The organism is Streptococcus parasanguinis (assembly GCF_019929185.1).
GTDB lineage: Bacteria > Bacillota > Bacilli > Lactobacillales > Streptococcaceae > Streptococcus > Streptococcus parasanguinis_O.
The window spans coordinates 188,545-207,943 of sequence record NZ_JAHZPC010000002.1 but is presented as its reverse complement, the minus strand read 5'-3'; the positions used below and the strand labels follow the sequence as shown (position 1 = coordinate 207,943).

Below are 19,399 nucleotides of genomic sequence, written 5' to 3'. Positions count from 1 at the left end.
CTCTTTATTTCGGTATAATAGAAGGTATGAAAGTTTTACTGTATTTAGAAGGAAAATCCGTCTTACAAAAATCAGGAATTGGTCGAGCCTTGCAGCATCAAATGCATGCGCTGGATTTGGCTGGGATTCCGTATACGACAGATATTTTAGGAGATTATGATGTGGTGCATATCAATACCTATGGCCCACGGAGTTTCCTTTTGCTCCATGCAGCAAAGCGTCGTGGAAAGAAAGTCATCATGCATGGCCATTCAACCCGTGAGGATTTTGAAAATTCCTTTATCGGGTCTAACTTTTTTGCGCCCTTGTTTGGAAAGTATTTGGCTCACATGTACCAAAAGGCAGACTATGTGATCACGCCATCTGAGTATTCCAAACACCTGATTCAGTCTTATGGGGTGACCACACCGATTATCGCGGTTTCCAATGGGATTGATTTGGAAAAATACAAGAAGGATCCGAAAAAAGAAGAAGTCTTTCGCAAGCATTTTAATATCCAAGAAGGCCAGAAAGTTGTCATCTGTGCAGGGCTTTATTTTAAACGCAAAGGGATTGAAGATTTCGTAGAAGTGGCCCGTCGCATGCCGGATGTTCGCTTTATTTGGCTAGGTTCTATCAACAAATGGATCATTCCGCGTAAGATTCGTCGTATCGTGGAAAAGGATCATCCGAGTAATGTGGAATTCCCTGGCTACTTCAAGGGAGCGGTCTTCCAAGGGGCCATGACGGGTTCAGATGCTTTCTTCTTCCCATCTTATGAAGAAACAGAAGGAATCGTTGTTTTGGAAGCCTTGGCCAGTCATCAGCACACGGTCTTGCGGGATATTCCAGTATACAATGGCTGGATCGACGAGACGTCTTCTGAATTGTGCCATAATGTAGACGAATTTGTGGATTCCTTGAACAAGGTCTTGAACGGTCAAGTAGACAAGCGGGAGGCGGGCTACAAGGTCGCTGAAAGTCGTTCGATCGACTTAGTGGCTTATCAATTGGTCGAAGCCTATCAAACAGTTTTGGAGATGTAAGATGCGTGTAGGGTTATTTACAGATACCTATTTCCCGCAAGTTTCGGGAGTGGCGACCAGTATTCGGACGCTCAAAACAGAATTAGAAAAATTGGGTCACACAGTCTTTATCTTTACGACAACGGATAAAGATGTCAACCGATATGAAGATTGGCAGATCATTCGGATTCCAAGTGTGCCTTTCTTCGCCTTTAAGGACCGCCGCGTTGCTTATCGTGGATTCTCAAAGGCGCTTGCCATTGCCAAGCAATACCAGCTGGATATTATCCATACCCAGACTGAGTTTTCACTGGGCCTTTTGGGAGTGTGGATTGGACGCGAATTGCGGATTCCAGTCATTCATACCTACCATACCCAGTATGAGGACTATGTCCGCTATATTGCAAGAGGCATGGTCATTCGCCCAAGTATGGTCAAATACATTGTGAGAAGTTATATGAATGATCTGGATGGAGTGATCTGTCCAAGTGAGATCGTCTATGACTTGCTCCAAAAGTACAAGGTCAAGGCAGAAAAACGCATTATTCCGACAGGGATTGATTTGGCCAAGTTTGACCGGCCAGAAATCACTCCGACAGAGACAGCAGCCCTTCGTGAAAAATATGAAGTCGCAGAAGATGAAACGCTTTTACTGAGTCTGTCGCGGGTTTCTTATGAAAAGAATATTCAGGCTGTTATTGCGGCCCTTCCTGATGTCCTCAAGGTCAATCCAAAAGTTAAGTTGATCGTGGCTGGAGATGGTCCTTATTTGGATGATTTGAAAAAACAAGCGGCGAAACTGGGGATTTCAGATGCGGTTGTCTTTACAGGGATGATCCCACCAAATGAGACAGCTCTCTACTATAAGGCGGCTGACTTCTTTATTTCAGCTTCAACGAGTGAGACGCAAGGGTTGACTTATTTAGAGAGTATTGCAAGTGGTACCCCGATCATCGCTCATGGCAATCCTTATCTCGATCATGTGATTGATGACCCTATGTTTGGAAAGCTCTTTTATGAAGAGAGCGATCTGGCACAAGCGATTCTTGAAGCGATTGAGGAGATGCCTCCAATCGATGAGACCAAGTGGGCAGAAAAGATTGATGATATTTCTGCAGCAACCTTTGGTCGTCGGGTCTACGAATTTTACCTGGATAAAATCATTTCTAAAGACTTTTCAAATGATTTGAATCCTGAGCAAAGCCGGGTTAAGCGGATGTCTAAGACCATTGTGAAAATCCCGACCAAGGTGATTGCTCTTCCGGTCAATGGATCTGTGAAGATGATGAAGGCTTCGGTCAAACAAGTGAAGAAAATCCGTAAAATCACGCATTTCTTTGATTGAAAATGAAACTTTTTCTTGCAAAATTTTTCAATCGTGCTATAATAACTGACAGAGACATATCAAATCTAGGAAATCTGATAGAGAGCGCGTGGGGCTGGAAATCGCGTAGAGGATAGGTTTGGGACTACTCGATATACTTTTATGCAAACATAAAACGGTGGCTACGTTAGAGCCAATCAGAGGTGTCCCTCTTTTTTGAGGAACATAAATGAAGGTGGAACCACGTTGCGACGTCCTTTCGAGGAGGTCGCTTTTTTGATTTCTTAATGAAGACATCAAAAGGAGTGACGATTCCAATGTTCAAAGACACCTCCCACCCATTTAGCTACTAAAAACTTTATAAGGAGAAAATCATGATTAAGATTACTTTCCCAGATGGCGCTGTTCGTGAATTCGAATCTGGCGTTACTACTTTTGAAATTGCCCAATCTATCAGCAATTCCCTAGCTAAAAAAGCTCTTGCTGGTAAATTCAATGGCAAATTGATTGACACAACTCGTGCTATCACTGAAGACGGAAGCATTGAAATCGTGACACCTGATCACGAAGATGCTCTTCCAATCTTGCGTCACTCAGCGGCTCACTTGTTCGCTCAAGCAGCTCGTCGCCTCTTCCCAGATATCCACTTGGGTGTCGGTCCAGCCATCGAAGATGGTTTCTACTACGATACAGACAACCAAGCTGGTCAAATCTCTAACGAAGACCTTCCTCGTATCGAAGAAGAAATGAAGAAAATCGTGAAAGAAAACTTCCCATCTATTCGTGAGGAAGTGACTAAAGATGAAGCGCGTGAAATCTTCAAAAATGACCCCTACAAGTTGGAATTGATCGAAGAACACTCAGAAGATGAGGGTGGTTTGACCATCTACCGTCAAGGTGAATACGTTGACCTTTGCCGTGGCCCACACGTCCCATCAACTGGTCGCATCCAAATCTTCCACCTTTTGAATGTTGCTGGTGCATACTGGCGTGGTAATAGCGACAACGCGATGATGCAACGGATCTATGGTACCGCTTGGTTTGACAAGAAAGACTTGAAGAACTATCTCCAAATGCGTGAAGAAGCCAAAGAACGTGACCACCGTAAACTTGGGAAAGAGCTTGATTTGTTCATGATTTCTCAAGAAGTTGGTCAAGGTCTTCCATTCTGGTTGCCAAATGGTGCGACCATCCGTCGTGAGTTGGAACGCTACATCGTTGATAAAGAAGTTGCAGCAGGCTACCAACACGTCTACACTCCACCAATTGCTTCTGTAGAACTTTATAAAACTTCAGGTCACTGGGATCACTACCGTGAAGACATGTTCCCACCAATGGATATGGGAGATGGAGAAGAGTTTGTTCTTCGTCCAATGAACTGCCCTCACCACATTGAAGTCTACAAACACCATGTGCATTCTTACCGTGAATTGCCAATCCGAATCGCTGAAATCGGTATGATGCACCGTTATGAAAAATCTGGTGCCCTTACAGGTCTTCAACGTGTGCGTGAAATGTCTCTGAATGATGGTCATACCTTTGTGGCTCCAGAACAAATCGAGGAAGAATTCAAGAAGATCCTTCAATTGATCATCGATGTGTATGAAGACTTTAACTTGACAGATTATCGTTTCCGCTTGTCTTACCGTGATCCTGAAGACAAACACAAATACTTTGATAACGATGAAATGTGGGAAAATGCCCAACGCATGTTGAAAGCAGCCGTTGATGATATGGGTGTTGAGTACTATGAAGCTGAAGGGGAAGCAGCCTTCTACGGACCAAAATTGGATATCCAAGTGAAAACAGCTCTTGGTAAAGAAGAAACTCTTTCAACTATCCAATTGGACTTCTTGCTTCCAGAACGCTTTGATCTTCATTACATTGGAGCAGACGGGGAAGAACACCGTCCAGTCATGATCCACCGTGGGGTAATCTCAACCATGGAACGCTTTACTGCGATCTTGATTGAAAACTATAAGGGAGCTTTCCCAACCTGGCTTGCGCCACACCAAGTAACCCTTATCCCAGTATCGAACGAAAAACACGTGGACTACGCTTGGGAAGTAGCTAAGAAACTTCGTGATCGTGGTGTTCGTGCCGATGTGGATGAACGCAATGAGAAAATGCAGTTCAAGATTCGTGCTTCTCAAACTCAAAAAATTCCTTACCAATTAATCGTTGGGGACAAGGAAATGGAAGAGCAGGCTGTAAACGTTCGCCGTTATGGTCAAAAAGAAACAGAAACCATGCCGGTAGATGCATTTGTAGAATTGATTCTTGCAGATATTGCAAATAAATCTCGTGTTGAGAAATAAAACGATCACAGTCTGGGAAATATTTTTCAGTAAGAAAAAGCAACAACTATTTCAGTTGTTGCTTTTCTATTTTGTTTAACCTGAGTTAGTAGTGATTGGTCAAACCACCACAAATAGTATCCTCATCAACAATCCTTTCTATCCATTAACTTTTGGATATAGGATATCCTCCCAAGATTTGCTTCCATGAGTTAGATAAGTTGACTATCCTCAGTCCTTGTCTGCTTCATTTTCTTTTACGAGATCGTTTTGGGAATCTTTTTCAGAGAGTTTTTGATCGATATACTTGTCAATGTTTTCGTAAAATTCCTTGGTCGTCTCACTATCTAATTTTGTCGAATTATGGACTTGATTGACCTTCAATTGAACAGATTGAATACCGTAAGAGTCTTGTTTTTGGCGAATGGTTTCTAATTCTTCTTCTGAAATCGGATCTCCAACAACTGTCAAGACCAATTCATTGCTACTTGATTTGTAGACTTGATTAATGATCGTATGATTGGCGAACTCTTTTCCTACAAACTGTTTGATCCCTTCTTTTCGTGCTTGATCCATCGTCAGAGTGACTGCTGAATAGCTGGCTGGAAGAATCAATAATACAATCAAGGAGATCAACCCAATTCTCATTTTCATGTTTAGCTCTTTAAATGAACTTAAGGGAGATTGTCTCATCATAATTCTTGTTCCAACAATATTGATTAGCATGATAAAGACACAGTTGATCAAGAAAAGATAGAGAGCCCCAAATAAAAATCGTACATTTCCATTAGCTAAACCATAGCCTGCAGTGCAGATAGGTGGCATCAGAGCTGTTGCAATGGCTACTCCTGGCACGATATTGTTTGCTTCTTTTTTTCTTGAACCAATGACACCTGCTATCCCACCCGCAATAGCAATGAGAACATCCCAAATGGTTGGAGAGGTTCGTGCAATCAATTCGCTACTTGCATAAGATAAGGGAGAAATCCAGAAATATAGAGTCGAGACAAGCAAACTGACCAATACTTGAGTAAATAAAACCTGTAGAGATTGCTTGATTAAACGCGTATCAAAAATAGCTAAACCAAACCCCAGTCCAATAATCGGTGTCATAAGAGGGGAAATCAGCATGGCCCCAATAATGACAGCTGTTGAATTCATATTTAGACCTATAGAGGCAATAAAAATCGAACACATCAAAATCACTGTATCTCTTAATCGAACATGAAGGTCATCATATAGTTTCTCGCGGAATTCACGTGTTGAATAGTTTCCGGACATTGGTTACTCCTTTTATTTCATATAATCTTGTTTCTGCATGGATGATGGTAGAGAGACTTCTGTCCAAACTGACATGTTTTTAATTCTCATTTGTCATTCTTTTGAACATTATCTTTTAAATATCCATCAGTCCATCCTGCATATTATATCAAAAATTTTACATTCTTTCTCTGAAGAAATCTATCAATTGAACAGATAGAGAAAGTCAGAAATTTTAGATTCCTTATTCAAAGAAGGAGAACGGTATCTCCTCTGAAAGTAGATATCGTTTTAATGTTTAAAGATGATGAGTTTGTAGCAGCAATCCTAGCTGATATCGCCAACAAATCACGTGTTGAGAAATAATGAAAAAATAAAAAGATTGAGGATAAAACAATCTAAAAACCCTTCCCTTAGGTGAGTAAGAACGTCAGCGAACTTCTATGGAGTTCCAAAACTCCCTAGAGAGGCTGGGACAAAAGTCCTAGCCTCTCAATTATCTTTGGATTGTCGAGCAATACGCAGTGGTTGAGTGGGCTCTACTACGCTGATTTCATCAGCTTTTACAGCCCTACTCAACTGTGCGGAGGTGGGACGACGAAATCGAATTCTAACGAATGACCGATTTCTGTCCCACTCTCATTTTTCTCACGACGGAAAGTTTTTAATAAATGATTTATTCATTCTAGCAAGTAGGAAATTAACTATTTTTAGAATAACTCAAGTGATTTTATCTTCTACATATCATTCGTTTTTTCTGAGACGGAGATTTTAACTTCTCGGTCTTTTTTAACCTTTCTTATTGGAAAGTCCAGCAATTGAGGCTCCACATTTCTTCATAAGTTTGATATAATAAGAAAATAGAGATTGATAAGGAAAAGTAGCATTAGAAACAGGTATGTAAGATGAAAAAAATATTAGTAGTTGATGATGAAAAACCAATTTCAGATATTATCAAATTTAACATGGCAAAAGAAGGCTATGAGGTATTGACAGCCTTTGATGGTCGGGAAGCTTTAGAGGTCTTTGCAGCTGAAAATCCGGATATTATTATTCTTGATTTGATGTTGCCAGAGATTGATGGTTTGGAAGTGGCGCGTACGATTCGTAAGACTAGCAATGTGCCGATCATTGTCCTATCTGCTAAGGATACGGAATTTGATAAGGTCATCGGGCTTGAAATCGGGGCGGATGACTATGTCACCAAACCCTTCTCAAATCGGGAATTGCAAGCGCGTGTGAAAGCCCTGTTGCGTCGTTCTGAGTTTGCGGCTGATCCTCAGCTTGAAAATGAGGCCGATACGGAAATTGTCATTGGTGATCTTCACATTCTTCCAGATGCCTTCTTGGTTCAAAAAGGCAACAAAGAATTGGACTTGACCCATCGTGAGTTTGAATTGCTCTATCACCTTGCGACCCATGTCGGTCAAGTGATGACCCGTGAACACCTTCTTGAGACGGTGTGGGGCTATGATTACTTTGGTGATGTTCGGACAGTGGACGTGACAGTTCGTCGTTTGCGTGAAAAAATCGAGGACACACCGGGACGTCCAGAATATATCTTGACCCGCCGTGGTGTCGGATATTATATGAGAAACAATGATTGATCAACTAAAACAATTTGTCATGTCGTCGAACTTTGTCTTTGTTCTGATTACGGTTGGGTTTATCATTGTGGTAGCCTTGCTTTTGCTAGAAAACCGTAGGGACAATATCAAGCTCAGACAATTAAACGCCAAAATTAAGGATCTGATTGCAGGGGACTATTCCGAAGTGGTCGACATGCAAGGAAGTCCAGAACTGACGGATATGACCAATAGTATCAATGATCTGTCGGAGGTTATTCGCCTGACGCATGAAAACTTGGAACAAGAAACCAAGCGTTTGACCAGTATCCTTTCTTATATGACAGACGGGGTGCTTGCGACCAATAGACGCGGTCAGATCATCATGGTCAATGAAATGGCCGCCAAGCAATTAAATGTTAATCCAGATGAGGTGCTCAATACTAGTATTCTGGATTTGCTTTCGCTAGGAGACGACTATGATCTGCGAAGCTTGATTACAGAAGTACCAGAGTTGACCATCGATTCCCAGGATGAAAATGGGGAATACTTAAGCCTTCGTGTGCGCTTTGCCTTGATTCGTCGCGAGTCAGGTTTTATCTCTGGTCTGGTAGCTGTCTTGCACGATACGACAGAGCAGGACAAGGAAGAACGGGAACGTCGCCTCTTTGTCTCCAATGTGAGTCATGAACTGCGAACACCTTTGACCAGTGTGAAATCCTATCTGGAAGCCTTAGATGATGGCGCTTTGTCAGAGCCGGTGGCACCAGACTTTGTCAAGGTTTCACTGAATGAAACCAACCGCATGATGCGTATGGTCACAGATCTTTTGAGTTTGTCACGAATCGATAATGAAACTAGTCAGTTGGACATCGAGTTGACCAACTTTACGGCCTTTATTACCTTTATTTTAAACCGGTTTGATAAGATCAAGAGTCAATCGCAAGAAGATACCAAGAAGTATGAACTGATCCGTGAATACCCGATCACCCCGATTTGGGTTGAAATTGATACGGATAAAATGACCCAGGTAATCGACAATATCTTGAACAATGCCATCAAATACTCACCCGATGGTGGGAAAATCAAGGTAGGGATGAAAACAACAGATGCCCAGTTGATTATCTCTATCTCAGATGAGGGCTTGGGAATTCCCAAGAAAGACTTGCCACGTATTTTTGATCGCTTTTACCGAGTGGATAAGGCGCGTAGCCGGGCCCAAGGTGGGACTGGTCTGGGCTTAGCCATTGCTAAGGAGATCATTAAGCAGCACAAAGGCTTTATTTGGGCCAAGAGTGAATATGGTAAGGGATCTACCTTTACCATTGTCTTGCCGTACGACAAAGATGCGATTAAAGACGACTGGGATACAGAAGAGGAAGAATAAGGAGTCAATGACAGAAGAGGGATTTAAGTACAGTATTTTAGCTTCAGGTTCTAGTGGAAATTCTTTCTACCTTGAGACACCAAAGAAAAAACTGCTCATTGATGCAGGTCTATCAGGGAAAAAGATTACGGGACTATTGGCTGAAATTGGTCGCAAACCAGAAGATTTAGATGCCATTCTGATTACGCACGAACACTCAGACCATATCCATGGTGTGGGTGTTTTAGCGCGGAAATATGGGATGGATCTATATGCTAATGAAGCCACTTGGAAGGCTATGGAAGGGACCAAGTATCTAGGAAAGGTCGATGATGCTCAAAAGCATATCTTTGAAATGGGCAAGACCAAGACTTTCGGAGATATCGATATCGAGAGTTTTGGGGTCAGTCACGATGCTGCAGCCCCTCAATTTTATCGCTTGATGAAGGATGGGAAGAGCTTTGTCATGCTGACGGATACTGGCTATGTGAGTGATCGCTTAGCAGGAATCGTCGCGGATGCGGATGGCTATCTGATTGAGTCCAACCATGATGTAGAAATTCTTCGAGCAGGTTCGTATGCTTGGCGTTTGAAGCAACGGATCTTGTCTGACCTAGGCCACCTTTCTAATGAAGATGGGGCAGATGCCATGATCCGGACCTTGGGGAATCGTACCAAGAAGATTTATCTGGGGCATTTGTCAAAAGAGAACAATATCAAAGAATTAGCCCATATGACCATGGAGAACCAACTGGCCAGAGCAGATCTAGCAGTCGGTCATGATTTTGAGGTGCTGGATACCTCACCAGACACCGCGACTCCTTTGACGAAGATATAAGATAGAGAACCACCTACGGGTGGTTTTTTGATTTCTGATTAAAATCCTTTCATTTAGTGATGAATTTGCTCTTTGCCCTAAATTTGTGTATGATAAGAAAGAGCGAATTCTGAATGAGAGTCACGTTTTGTACAATCAAAGAAGAGGAGAAATGAAAAATGAAAAAGATGATGTTATTACTGGCAAGTTTAGTTGCTTTAACAGCTTGTAGTCAGTCTAAGCAAGATACGAAAGAGTCAACCTCCACTCAAACGGCGAAGGAAACAAAAGTATCAGAGTCTTCTAAAAAAGAAAAAGAATTGAAATTTGTGGTGGCCCCTCAAAATGAAGGAAAGACGTCTGATCTTATTGAGTTAGGGAAGAAATTGGTTAAAGAACATCCTGAAGTTGGTAGCGAGGGGAATATGGCGATCTATTTTACCGGGGCTGTTTCAGATGGCAGGGCGGCACTCATGCTGGTCAATAAGACAGATGTAGATATCAAGAAAGATTTGAACTTTTCAATTACCTGGTCTTATGATGGAAAGGCTATTTTTGAGAATCAAAAGGTTAGCTATTTTATCAAGGATAGTGGGGAATTACCTTCTCATACAGCAACTATAATATTATTGCCATTAAATGAGGAACAACAGAATATTGTGGATGGAATGTCAGATCCATCTAAGATGAAGCTTCTAATGTCAGATGTGAACACTGTAGAGTGATTATGAAACAAGAAACATACAAAGGAGAAGTAAATGCGCCTTGTTTATCTTACGATTGGTTTTATATCATTGGGACTAGGAATTATTGGGATTCCATTGCCAATTTTACCGACAACCCCCTTTTTATTGCTGTCCATGGCTTGCTTTGCTAAAAGTTCCAAACGCTTTGAAACTTGGCTTTACCAAACCAAGCTTTATCAAACCTATGTAGCGGATTACCGAGAGACCAAATCGATTGCCAAAGAACGGAAGAAATGGATCCTTCTTCAGATCTACATCCTGATGGGCATTTCGATCTTTTTGGCACCGATTATTTGGGTGAAGCTTGCTCTAGTTGCTTTGACGATTTTTATCACCTATTATCTCTTAAAAGTGATCCCTAATAAGCCTGAAAATCCAACAGAAGAAAATCCTGATTAAAATTGGAGAATTCAGGCCCTAGAACTAGGAAAAGAAGTGCGTTCGTGCTTCTTTTTTGAATAAAAATAAAACCCCTTGTGTATCAAGAGCTTTCGTGTAATGAATACGTTTTTGACTACGCTTCGGGAAATTTTAATAAGCGATCTACTTTAGGATTTTTAGTTTTCTATAAAAGGATCAACTCTTAAATATGATTAAAGTATATTTAAGAGTTGATCCATCTTTTATTAAATATCTCTTATTGTGATATGTATCTATTATATCATTGTTCTAACTCAGTTATCTTTTCTAACATTTCTTGTATATCCTTTTGCGTCTTGAAAGGATTATTTTTTATTTTCTTAACAAAGAGAATGAGTGTGATAATCAAAAAAATACAAGCGATAACAGGGTTGATGGTAAAGTATAAAAGGCTACAAAATGCAGATAATCCTACAGGAAAATACCAAGAAGAAGCTGGATATACCTTTGCCCCTCTACATGTATAAAGACTACGATTTGTTCGTTGGTAATTTATATTTCCTTTCTTAACACTGCTGAAAGCATCCACAGTAGTTTTGTTATATACCTTATTGTATATTGCACGTTTAGGATCTTTAATAAGGCCTGTCCCTTTTTGGCCGTATGTTGGAATGATTGCTCGTTTAACCTGTCTCTTTAATTTCGATGTTGTCCGAGCTTTTAAACTCTTTGAAAGACTGGGTTTTCTAACTCCTATTTTCATAGTAATACTCCTTATTATTATTTCAATCCCAAACTTTTTTGTTTTAATTATATCAAATAACGAAGGGGAATGAAATAATAACGAGGTAAAGAAATAAAATTCACTATAAGAAGTGGGCATTATGTCGGTAAGATATAGAAATGCGCCAGTTGAAGAAACTTAAAATTCATGGAGCAAATTTACAAAACGTGGTATTCAACTTATTGGATCGATATCCAAACACACCTAAAATATAGTAAAAGCAATCAACTGTATCTAATGGATATCTAATGGTAATAGTATTAAAATTTTGGTATACTTAAGAGTATGAATTTATTAGAAAGTAGGCTTCCCATGGAGAAATTACAAGCCCTGTTATCGGAACGGTTTCAGATCGTTTTTTCAGATACCAGTTTATTAGATACAGCTTTTACGCACACCTCTTATGCCAATGAGCACCGCCTCTTAAAAATTTCACATAACGAACGTTTGGAATTTTTAGGAGACGCTGTTCTTCAATTAGTTATTTCCGAATATTTGTATAAGGAACACCCCAACAGACCGGAGGGAGATTTGTCCAAATTCCGTTCGATGATTGTCCGTGAAGAGAGTTTGGCTGGTTTTTCTCGAGATTGCCAATTTGACCATTTCATCAAACTAGGCAAAGGCGAAGAAAAATCTGGTGGTCGGGACCGCGATACGATTCTTGGCGATTTATTTGAAGCCTTTTTAGGTGCTCTTTTACTAGATCAAGGAGTGGAAGCAGTCAAACGCTTCATCTATCAGGTCATGATTCCAAAGGTTGAAACGGGTCAATTTTCTCAAGTCATTGACTACAAGACTCGCTTGCAAGAACTGTTACAGGTTCACGGAGATGTGGAGATCCAATATCAAGTGGTTAGCGAGTCCGGTCCAGCTCATGCCAAAGAGTTTGAAGTAGAAGTGTTCGTGAACGGTCAAACGATGGGACATGGTCATGGTCGTTCCAAGAAATTAGCGGAGCAGGAAGCAGCCCGCAATGCAGTTGAAACGAGGAATGATGGGCCATGTATCTAAAAGAGATTGAAATCCAAGGCTTTAAATCCTTTGCGGATAAGACAAAAGTCGTGTTTGACAAAGGGGTCACTGCCGTTGTAGGGCCTAATGGATCTGGAAAATCAAATATCACGGAGAGCTTGCGTTGGGCCCTGGGGGAATCTAGTGTCAAGAGTTTACGTGGAGGCAAGATGCCCGATGTCATCTTTGCAGGGACAGAATCGCGAAAACCGCTGAATTATGCCTGTGTCACAGTTGTCTTAGATAACCAGGATGGTTTTATCCAGCAGGCAGGGAAAGAAATTCGGGTCGAACGGCATATTTATCGCTCGGGAGACAGCGAGTACAAGATCGACGGCAAGAAAGTACGTCTCAGAGATGTGCATGATTTGTTCATGGATACGGGATTGGGACGTGACTCCTTCTCTATTATTTCCCAAGGACGGGTAGAGGAGATCTTTAACTCCAAACCGGAAGAACGACGGGCTATCTTTGAAGAAGCTGCAGGTGTCTTGAAATTTAAGACGCGGCGCAAGGAAACCGAGACCAAACTCAACCAAACCCAGGAGAATTTGGACCGTCTGGAGGATATCCTCTATGAATTAGAAGGACAAATCCAACCTCTTGAAAAGCAAGCGACTGTCGCTCGCCGTTTCTTGGAATTAGACCAAGAACGGCAGGTTCTCTTGCTGGATGTTTTAGTTGCTCAAGTCGATTTGACAAAGGACCTTTATGAAAAGGCTGATCAAGAAGAAAAGGCCATTCAAGAACAGTTGGCTTCTTATTACCAACGTCGTCAGGTCTTAGAAGAAGATAATGTACGTATCAAGAAAGCCCGCCATCAGTTGGATGAGAGCTTAGCTGAGGACCAGGCCAGCTTGCTTGAGGTCACTCGTTTGATCAGCGATTTAGAAAAGCAAATCGAAGTAGCTAAGTTGCAATCGAGTCAAGCAGCCCATAGTCGCAGGGAAAACCTTGAGCGGTTGGATGCTGTTTTAGCTCGTCTGGAAGAAGCGAAACAAGAGCTGGCTCAAAAACAAGAGACGCTAGCTGTGCTTCAACAAAGACTGACAGAGAACCGTCAGCAACAAGAAGAGTTGGAAAAAGAATTAGCCAACTACGAAGAAGATCCGGAACAAGTCATTGAGCATCTACGCGAGCAGTATGTCGCACTCTTGCAGACGGAGGCTGAAAAATCGAATGAGCGGACAGCCATTGAGAGCCGGATCCAAGTACTCCTGCAAGAATCTAGCCATCGTCAAGAGGATTTGGCCAAGGCACAAACAAACTTTGAAACTGCCAAGGAAAAAGAAGTCCGACAATTGGAAGAGTTGGATCAGGCGCAAGCGACGGTCAAAAGTTTACTAGTAGAATACCAAGAGCAATTGGTAAAAGTGGAGCAGGCCAAAGCTGCTTACCAAGAGGCTCAAGCTACCATGTTTGACTTGATGGATGAGAGCAAGAATAAGCGGGCGCGGATCAATAGCTTGGAAGCCATTCAGAAGAACCATAGTAACTTCTATGCAGGCGTCAAGAGCGTTTTGCAAGAAGCAGAACGGTTAGGAGGCATCTGTGGGGCTGTTAGTGAGAATTTGAGTTTCTCAAAAGACTACCAGACGGCGCTTGAAATTGCTCTGGGGGCTAGCAGCCAACAGATCATTGTCGAGGATGAAAAGGCCGCAACGCGAGCGATCGATTTCTTGAAACGCAATCGCTTGGGACGGGCAACCTTCCTTCCGCTAACGACGATCAAAGCTCGTCAACTATCTCCTCGGAATTTGGAATTGATTCAAGCCAGTGCAGGATTTCTAGGAATTGCGAGTGACTTAGTGACCTATGAGCATCGTTTTGAACAGATTTTCCAAAACCTGCTTGGCGTAACGGCCATCTTTGATACGACGGAGCATGCGCGTGAGGCGGCCCGTAAAGTCAACTATCAAGTTCGGATGGTGACCTTGGATGGGACTGAATTGCGGACCGGAGGATCATATGCCGGTGGTGCCAATCGTTCCCAAAATACGGTCTTTGTCAAACCAGAATTGGATAGTTTGAAGCAGGAAATGCAAGCTCTGGATGCTCGTTTGAGAGAAGCTGAGCAGGAAGTCGAGACCAAGGACAATCTGCTCAAGCAGGCGCAAGAATACTTGGCTTCTATTCAAAGCCAGGGTGAGCAAGCGCGTCTGGAGCAACAGCGAGCCCAATTGGCTTACCAACAAAGCCAAGAGCAACTGAAAGAAATTCAGGAACTCTTAGAAGCTTTGAAGTCAGAATTGGCAACAGATGCGACCCAATCTCTACAAGAAGAGCAGGAGTCCCTTACTGAGCAATTGGCAGCGATTGAGCTTCAAAAAGAAAACTTGAATCGCGACATTGAAACCATGAAGTCGGATAAAGATGTCCTGCAACAAAAAGTACAAAACCTGCAAGAGCAATTGGCAGAACTGCGACTCCAACAGACGGAATATAATAGTCAACAAAGTTACGAGCAAACAGATGCTCATCGTTTGGAAGAAACGATCACTCAGTTGGAAGTAGAAGAGCATCAGTTGCAATTGCTGATTGAACAAGGCGAGGCCCAAGTTCAGACGGTGGATGTGGAGCAACTAGCCAATCAATTGGCACAGGCACAAGCCAAGAAAACGGACTTGGAACAAGGAGTCATTCGGAAACGCTTTGAGCTGGATGATTTGGAAGGCCAGGCCGAAGATGTTGCTGAACAGATGGAACAAGCGCGCAAGAAAAACGAAGAGTGGATTCGTCAACAAGCCAAGGCTGAAGCGACACGTGAAAAGCATGCGGATCGTTTGAACAAGCTCTTAACGCAAATTACCGATGAATTCATGCAAAGCTTTGACCAAGCCAAAGAGCAGGCCAAACCTGTTGAAAATCTTGCTGCAGCTGAAAACCAGCTCAAGAGCATCGAAAAAGATATTAAGGCACTTGGTCCAGTCAATGTGGATGCGATCGAGCAGTACGATGAGGTGAAGGGGCGCTTTGATTTCCTTTCCAGCCAGCGCGAGGATGTCTTGGCTGCGAAAAATATGCTTCTGTCTACCATTAACGACATGAATGACGAAGTCAAGGAACGTTTTAAATCAACTTTTGAAGCCATTCGTGAATCCTTTAAAGTCACTTTCCGTCAAATGTTTGGTGGGGGTTCTGCTGATTTGATTCTGACAGAGCCAGATCTTCTGACAGCTGGTGTTGAGATTTCTGTGCAGCCACCTGGTAAAAAGATCCAATCCTTAAACCTTATGAGTGGTGGAGAAAAGGCCTTGTCTGCCTTGGCTCTCTTGTTCTCGATTATTCGTGTCAAGACCATTCCATTTGTCATTCTGGATGAGGTAGAGGCTGCCCTAGATGAGGCCAATGTCAAGCGCTTTGGGGATTATCTGAACCGCTTTGATAAGGAAAGCCAATTTATTGTCGTGACGCACCGGAAGGGAACTATGTCGGCTGCAGATTCCATCTATGGGGTGACCATGCAGGAATCTGGGGTTTCTAAAATCGTCTCAGTAAAATTGAAAGACTTAGAAAATGAAGAATAATGATATTAAATTGATCGCTACGGATATGGATGGAACCTTTCTAAATGACCAACATCAGTACGATCAAGACCTTTTACGCAAGGTATTAGCAAGCTGCAAAGAAAAAGGCATCTATTTTGCTGCTGCAAGTGGCCGTGCCCTCCTTTCACTCAAATCCCTCTTTAAAGGATTTGAGGACCAGATGATTTTCATTGCTGAAAATGGTAGCGTGGTAGAATTTCATGGAGAAGATCTCTACGAAGCGACCATGTCCAAAAACTTTTATTTGAGTGTTTTTGAGGCTTTGAAAGCTTCCCCTTATGCAGACCCGAATAAATTACTTTTGACTGGGAAAAAAGGAAGCTATGTCTTAGAAACAGTAGATCCCGACTATCTGGCCTTGAGTCAGCACTACAATGAAAACATTCAAAAAGTGCAAAGCCTAGCAGATATTCAGGATGAAATCTTCAAATTGACCACCAACTTTGATGCAGCTCTGGTATTAGAAGGTGAACAATGGGTCACTGAGAATATCCCAGGTGTCAAAGCGATGACGACAGGTTTTGAATCGATTGATATTGTCCTCGATTATGTCGATAAGGGAGTGGCCATTACCGCCTTAGCGGATAAACTAGGGATCTCGATGGATCAGGTGATGGCTTTTGGAGATAACCTAAATGACCTCCATATGATGCAAGTCGTGGGCCATCCTGTAGCGCCAGAAAATGCACGTCCTGAAATCTTAGCGATTGCTGAAACAGTCATCGGCCACCATGCGACGGGTTCTGTCCTCCGCTATATGGAGGAGATTGTATGAGTAAGATTTCCTTGATTGCGCTGGATTTAGATGGGACCCTTCTCAATTCTGAAAAAAAGATCTCCTCTCGCAATAGAGCAGCCCTCGCTGCTGCACAGGCCCAAGGTGTCAAGGTGGTTCTAACCACTGGTCGCCCCTTGAAAGCCATGGATTTTCTTTTGGAAGAATTGGGAACAGCAGGCCTCAAAGAAGAGTATACGATTACCTTCAACGGTGGTCTAGTGCAGCGAAATAATGGAGAAATCCTCTCAAAAGTTGTCTTGGCGCCAGAAGATGTCGCAACCATTCATGCTGAAACAGCTCGTCTAGGCCTTCCGCTGGATGCTATCAGTGAGGGAAGGGTTTATGAGATTCATGCAGATCGAAAGTCTCTCTATTCCCTTTACAATCCCTACCTGAACTTTATTGAGACAGATTTTAAAGACCTGCCATCCACGATTTCCTACAACAAGTGTGTGACAGCCGTTGATCAAGACTTTTTAGATGCAGCGATCAAGGAGATCAAGCCGGACTTATTTCAAGACTATGAAATTTTTAAATCTCGGGAAATGTTGCTGGAATGGTGCCCCAAAAATGTTCACAAGGCGACAGGTTTAGAGGCGCTGGCTTCTATTTTGGGTCTTAAGGCAGATCAAGTCATGGCCTGTGGAGATGAAGCCAATGACCTGTCTATGATACAATGGGCTGGACTGGGGGTTGCCATGGGCAATGCGATTCCAGCAGTGAAGGAAGTTGCAGCGCTTGTGGCCCCTGTGACAAATGACCAAGATGCCGTCGCATGGGCGATTGAAAATTATGTGCTAAAGGAGAGTGAATAAATGGGATTATTTGATCGTTTATTTGGAAAAAAAGAAGAAACTGAAAAAGTGCTTCCGTCTTCGGAAGAAGTGACGGAAAGTACGGAGGTTGAAGAAACTGTCAAAGAGGAGCCGGCGGCTACCTTAAATGACAAGGAAGAGCAAAAAATTGCAGATATGGAGGCTTATTACCAAGAGCTCAAAGCGCGAATTGCAGCCACTCATCAACCTGTTTCAACCCTCGCTCAAGAAGAGCCGGCAGAGGAACCTCTTGTAGAAGAAAAAGTGACATCAGAGACTAATGAAGACCAAGTACCAGTAGAGGAGTCTCCAGTTGTTTTTGAACCTGTTCAAACAGAAGCAAGTCCTGAAGAAGTTTCACCACTAGCTGATGAAACGGAGACTGAGCCTCTTGAAGAAGCGGAAGAAACTGAAAATGGTGAGGAAGCAGATGGGGCTGATGGTTCAGAAAGGAAAGAAGAGTCACCAATTGCCTCTCCATCATCTGATGCTGAGCTAGTAGAAGGGAGCACGACAGAAGAGGAGGTTCCAGAACTAGTAGAAGCTCAGGATGAGGTCCCAGAACCTGAAGTATCAGAAGCGATTGCTCAAGTGGAGGAAACTTCAGAAGTGGCAGAAGCCGAGTCCAGAATTCCTCAAGGAGAAGCTGCATCAACCGTTGAGGAAAGAACTGTTGAAGAGGCAGAGGAGCCAATTCCAGATGAGGTTGAGCCAGAGCAAGAAAACATTCAGGAAAAATACGATCGTAGCTTGAAAAAGACACGGACTGGATTTGGAGCACGCCTCAATGCCTTCTTTGCCAATTTCCGTTCAGTTGATGAAGAATTCTTTGAAGAATTGGAAGAACTCTTGATCATGAGTGACGTTGGGGTTCAAGTGGCCTCTAATTTAACCGAAGAGCTGCGTTATGAAGCCCGTTTGGAAAATGCCAAAAAACCAGATGCTCTCAAGCGCGTGATCATCGAAAAATTGGTGGACTTGTATGAAAAGGATGGCCAATTTAATGAAGCCATTCGTTTTCAAGATGGTCTTACGGTCATGCTCTTTGTTGGGGTCAATGGAGTTGGTAAAACAACATCTATCGGGAAGTTAGCCCACCGCTACAAACAAGAAGGCAAGAAAGTCATGCTGGTTGCAGCAGATACTTTCCGTGCAGGAGCAGTAGCTCAACTGGCAGAATGGGGACGCCGCGTAGATGTTCCTGTTGTGACAGGTCCTGAAAAATCAGATCCTGCCAGCGTCGTATTTGATGGAATGGAACGCGCGATCGCTGAAAACATTGATGTTCTGATGATTGATACAGCTGGTCGTCTGCAAAACAAGGACAACCTCATGGCGGAGCTTGAAAAAATCGGCCGGATTATCAAACGTGTTGTACCCGATGCACCGCATGAAACCTTGCTGGCCCTCGATGCATCAACCGGTCAAAATGCCTTGGTGCAAGCTAAAGAATTTTCAAAAATTACACCTGTGACAGGAATTGTATTGACCAAGATCGATGGAACGGCTCGAGGTGGGGTCGTCCTTGCGATTCGAGAAGAGTTGGATATCCCAGTGAAGTTGATTGGATTCGGAGAAAAGATTGATGACATCGGACCATTCCACTCAGAAAACTTCATGAGAGGCCTCTTGGAAGGCTTGATTTAAGAGTCAAATAGAAAAAGACAAATTGTTTAAAAGACAATTTGTCTTTTTGTTTCCTTGCGCTATCAAAAAAACCA

The 19,399-nt window shown here is 42.6% G+C and carries 15 protein-coding genes; 13 read left to right on the top strand and 2 right to left on the bottom strand.

The features are described 5' to 3' along the window. Window positions 1-26 precede the first annotated feature (26 nt). From K1I56_RS02395 to thrS, 3 genes are all read left to right on the top strand, one after another. On the top strand, window positions 27-1,025 hold the full coding sequence (locus K1I56_RS02395) for an LTA glycolipid anchor biosynthesis glycosyltransferase, IagA/BgsA family (RefSeq protein WP_003008161.1): 999 nt from the start codon (window positions 27-29) through the stop codon (window positions 1,023-1,025). A gap of 1 nt (window position 1,026) precedes the next feature. Then, window positions 1,027-2,349, top strand: coding sequence for a glycosyltransferase family 4 protein (locus K1I56_RS02390; protein WP_021153617.1), 1,323 nt, complete (start codon window positions 1,027-1,029; stop codon window positions 2,347-2,349). A 353-nt stretch (window positions 2,350-2,702) separates the two neighbouring features. Next, the gene (thrS, locus tag K1I56_RS02380; RefSeq protein WP_070595233.1) at window positions 2,703-4,646 is read left to right on the top strand and encodes a threonine--tRNA ligase; all 1,944 of its coding nucleotides are present in this window, start codon (window positions 2,703-2,705) and stop codon (window positions 4,644-4,646) included. A 210-nt stretch (window positions 4,647-4,856) separates the two neighbouring features. On the opposite strand, the gene K1I56_RS02375 is transcribed toward thrS, so the two are convergent. Beyond that, window positions 4,857-5,906 (bottom strand): DUF389 domain-containing protein, encoded by a 1,050-nt coding sequence (locus K1I56_RS02375; protein ID WP_223325110.1) that lies wholly within the window; start codon window positions 5,904-5,906, stop codon window positions 4,857-4,859. Between the two features lie 884 nt (window positions 5,907-6,790). Here K1I56_RS02375 and yycF point away from each other — a divergent pair. The 5 genes from yycF to K1I56_RS02350 all read left to right on the top strand — a co-directional run bounded on the left by yycF (window position 6,791) and on the right by K1I56_RS02350 (window position 10,778). Beyond that, window positions 6,791-7,492, top strand: a complete 702-nt coding sequence (gene yycF, locus K1I56_RS02370; protein WP_003008151.1) for a response regulator YycF — start codon at window positions 6,791-6,793, stop codon at window positions 7,490-7,492. Next, window positions 7,485-8,837 carry a cell wall metabolism sensor histidine kinase VicK gene (gene vicK, locus K1I56_RS02365; protein ID WP_061591303.1) on the top strand — a complete coding sequence of 451 codons (1,353 nt, stop codon included), beginning with the start codon at window positions 7,485-7,487 and terminating at the stop codon, window positions 8,835-8,837. The genes yycF and vicK overlap by 8 nt, the downstream gene beginning before the upstream one ends. A 7-nt stretch (window positions 8,838-8,844) precedes the next feature. After that, window positions 8,845-9,654 (top strand): MBL fold metallo-hydrolase, encoded by an 810-nt coding sequence (locus K1I56_RS02360; protein WP_223325108.1) that lies wholly within the window; start codon window positions 8,845-8,847, stop codon window positions 9,652-9,654. Between the two features lie 158 nt (window positions 9,655-9,812). After that, complete coding sequence (locus K1I56_RS02355; protein ID WP_049497366.1) at window positions 9,813-10,358, top strand: putative periplasmic lipoprotein; 546 nt, start codon at window positions 9,813-9,815, stop codon at window positions 10,356-10,358. Between the two features lie 33 nt (window positions 10,359-10,391). Further along, entirely contained in the window at window positions 10,392-10,778 is a 387-nt protein-coding gene (locus tag K1I56_RS02350) for a YbaN family protein (protein WP_223325106.1), read from the top strand. 262 nt (window positions 10,779-11,040) lie between these two features. On the opposite strand, the gene K1I56_RS02345 is transcribed toward K1I56_RS02350, so the two are convergent. Further along, window positions 11,041-11,502 carry a hypothetical protein gene (locus K1I56_RS02345; RefSeq protein ID WP_223325104.1) on the bottom strand — a complete coding sequence of 154 codons (462 nt, stop codon included), beginning with the start codon at window positions 11,500-11,502 and terminating at the stop codon, window positions 11,041-11,043. Window positions 11,503-11,835: 333 nt separating this feature from the next. Between K1I56_RS02345 and rnc the strand changes: the two genes are divergently transcribed. From rnc to ftsY, 5 genes are read left to right on the top strand one after another with little or no spacing between them, the layout of a single operon-like run. Further along, window positions 11,836-12,537 (top strand): ribonuclease III, encoded by a 702-nt coding sequence (gene rnc, locus K1I56_RS02340; RefSeq protein ID WP_049483702.1) that lies wholly within the window; start codon window positions 11,836-11,838, stop codon window positions 12,535-12,537. Continuing rightward, window positions 12,528-16,064 (top strand): chromosome segregation protein SMC, encoded by a 3,537-nt coding sequence (gene smc, locus K1I56_RS02335; protein WP_223325102.1) that lies wholly within the window; start codon window positions 12,528-12,530, stop codon window positions 16,062-16,064. The genes rnc and smc overlap by 10 nt, the downstream gene beginning before the upstream one ends. Further along, window positions 16,054-16,860 carry a Cof-type HAD-IIB family hydrolase gene (locus K1I56_RS02330; RefSeq protein ID WP_070587100.1) on the top strand — a complete coding sequence of 269 codons (807 nt, stop codon included), beginning with the start codon at window positions 16,054-16,056 and terminating at the stop codon, window positions 16,858-16,860. Before smc ends, K1I56_RS02330 begins: the two co-directional genes overlap by 11 nt. Beyond that, window positions 16,857-17,678 carry a Cof-type HAD-IIB family hydrolase gene (locus K1I56_RS02325; RefSeq protein ID WP_070587102.1) on the top strand — a complete coding sequence of 274 codons (822 nt, stop codon included), beginning with the start codon at window positions 16,857-16,859 and terminating at the stop codon, window positions 17,676-17,678. The genes K1I56_RS02330 and K1I56_RS02325 overlap by 4 nt, the downstream gene beginning before the upstream one ends. After that, complete coding sequence (ftsY, locus tag K1I56_RS02320; protein WP_070587104.1) at window positions 17,679-19,325, top strand: signal recognition particle-docking protein FtsY; 1,647 nt, start codon at window positions 17,679-17,681, stop codon at window positions 19,323-19,325. Window positions 19,326-19,399 lie beyond the last annotated feature (74 nt).

Bases quoted from the DNA above. Each gene is read 5' to 3' on its own strand.
- smc (WP_223325102.1), top strand. From the start codon at position 12,528: ATGTATCTAAAAGAGATTGAAATCCAAGGCTTTAAATCCTTTGCGGAT.
- rnc (WP_049483702.1), top strand. From the start codon at position 11,836: ATGGAGAAATTACAAGCCCTGTTATCGGAACGGTTTCAGATCGTTTTT.
- K1I56_RS02375 (WP_223325110.1), bottom strand. From the start codon at position 5,906: ATGTCCGGAAACTATTCAACACGTGAATTCCGCGAGAAACTATATGAT.
- K1I56_RS02395 (WP_003008161.1), top strand. From the start codon at position 27: ATGAAAGTTTTACTGTATTTAGAAGGAAAATCCGTCTTACAAAAATCA.
- K1I56_RS02360 (WP_223325108.1), top strand. From the start codon at position 8,845: ATGACAGAAGAGGGATTTAAGTACAGTATTTTAGCTTCAGGTTCTAGT.
- K1I56_RS02325 (WP_070587102.1), top strand. From the start codon at position 16,857: ATGAGTAAGATTTCCTTGATTGCGCTGGATTTAGATGGGACCCTTCTC.
- yycF (WP_003008151.1), top strand. From the start codon at position 6,791: ATGAAAAAAATATTAGTAGTTGATGATGAAAAACCAATTTCAGATATT.
- K1I56_RS02355 (WP_049497366.1), top strand. From the start codon at position 9,813: ATGAAAAAGATGATGTTATTACTGGCAAGTTTAGTTGCTTTAACAGCT.
- thrS (WP_070595233.1), top strand. From the start codon at position 2,703: ATGATTAAGATTACTTTCCCAGATGGCGCTGTTCGTGAATTCGAATCT.
- K1I56_RS02350 (WP_223325106.1), top strand. From the start codon at position 10,392: ATGCGCCTTGTTTATCTTACGATTGGTTTTATATCATTGGGACTAGGA.
- vicK (WP_061591303.1), top strand. From the start codon at position 7,485: ATGATTGATCAACTAAAACAATTTGTCATGTCGTCGAACTTTGTCTTT.
- K1I56_RS02345 (WP_223325104.1), bottom strand. From the start codon at position 11,502: ATGAAAATAGGAGTTAGAAAACCCAGTCTTTCAAAGAGTTTAAAAGCT.
- K1I56_RS02390 (WP_021153617.1), top strand. From the start codon at position 1,027: ATGCGTGTAGGGTTATTTACAGATACCTATTTCCCGCAAGTTTCGGGA.
- K1I56_RS02330 (WP_070587100.1), top strand. From the start codon at position 16,054: ATGAAGAATAATGATATTAAATTGATCGCTACGGATATGGATGGAACC.
- ftsY (WP_070587104.1), top strand. From the start codon at position 17,679: ATGGGATTATTTGATCGTTTATTTGGAAAAAAAGAAGAAACTGAAAAA.